Source organism: Moorena sp. SIO3H5, from assembly GCF_010692395.1.
Taxonomy (GTDB): Bacteria; Cyanobacteriota; Cyanobacteriia; order Cyanobacteriales; family Coleofasciculaceae; genus Moorena.
Genome location: NZ_JAAHHS010000771.1, coordinates 1 through 1,321, shown reverse-complemented (window position 1 = coordinate 1,321; position 1,321 = coordinate 1). Strand labels below are relative to the sequence as shown.

General features: G+C 40.0%; 2 protein-coding genes. Both read left to right on the top strand.

All coding sequences use genetic code 11. The features are described from left to right. Positions 1-362: peptide deformylase (def, locus tag F6K52_RS36395; RefSeq protein WP_293090103.1), on the top strand; the 362-nt coding region annotated here is incomplete at its 5' end. A gap of 402 nt (positions 363-764) precedes the next feature. Beyond that, positions 765-968: a hypothetical protein gene (locus tag F6K52_RS36390; protein ID WP_364421517.1), complete on the top strand. Its 204-nt coding sequence runs from the start codon at positions 765-767 to the stop codon at positions 966-968. Positions 969-1,321 lie beyond the last annotated feature (353 nt).

Below are 1,321 nucleotides of genomic sequence, written 5' to 3'. Positions count from 1 at the left end.
ATAAGCAAATGATTGTGGTTGACTGTGAACCTAATAACCAAGACAACCCACCGCTGGTGTTAATTAACCCAGAAATCAAGAGTTTTGGTAGCACCCCCTGTGATGGCCAGGAAGGTTGTTTGAGCATCCCCGGTGTATATTTAGATGTCACCCGTCCAGACGACATTGAAGTAGCCTACAAGGATGAGAACGGACGCCCTAGAACCTTAAAGGCGAATGGATTACTATCTCGCGTCATTCAGCATGAGATAGACCACCTTAAAGGAGTGATGTTTGTTGATCGGGTGCAAAATGGCCTAGCCTTAACTGAAGAATTGAATAAGCATGGGTTCTCACCCCAAGCCGTGAAACCAGTTAAATAACTATACCAATCTGAGTTTATTTGTGAAACCTCTGGTGAGGTAGTGATGGGGTGATGGAAAAGACTATAACGACCTGTTATTGTTCAATTTTAAATTACGCTTGCTATAGTCACAGTAATCTTTCTACTCCCTTAACCTTATATAATTTACTGAACTGTGACTGCTCTTATAAATTTGATCTCAAGTGCGGTTAATCACTTATAATGGGGTTTATGTGATGGGTATAAATTAACAAATTGCAATTGTTAATATTAAATGGTTAATTAACTAACACCCAAGCATGATAAATAGTAAAACGGACTAGATATAACCTATTAATTAGCAGTTAGATCTAATTGATTGCGCCACAGCTAATTTAAATATTATTATTTCTGATAAAAATAATCTGTCACAAAAAAGCTTATGATGACACCAAAAAGTGCTCTGTTTTTGATGATTGCCTGTGTTGCTGGAATTGCGGCTGTGGGTTCAATTTTTGAACTTTCCTATGGTGACCCCGAGTTAGGTAAGTTGGTGACTGTAATTATCCTCGCTGCTAGTATTCCTATTGGTGGTCTCTCTTTCTACCTAGCGGTGCTTGATGCCAGGGCGAATATAAAGGGCTAAGGACATTTGAAAAAATAGTAGTGCATTGGTTTGGTGGTGCAATTCCTTTCTTGATACAGTCGCTCATGGGGGTTTTGCATCCAGACAGGGTCGATGTTTCCTCTATCTGTGTTGATCGATAGATAGGCATTGGTAATAAACGTTGTTGAAACTAGAATCTCCTGCCGGATTAGCATGGGGAGTGTGAATAACCAATAACGACCAAAGTAGCAATGACTGGTCAAGTTTACAGTGGATTTCTGCGCCAGCTTTCCACTAGTGATAACAAAGAGATACTCGCCCTACTACCCCTTTCTGAATTAGAGGATAACGTCATTGGACGTGACCCTAACTGTAAAATTTCCTTAGATCCC

What these genes read in the sequence shown, in the direction of transcription:
- F6K52_RS36390 (WP_364421517.1), top strand. Translation starts at nt 765, where the DNA reads ATGATGACACCAAAAAGTGCTCTGTTTTTGATGATTGCCTGTGTTGCT.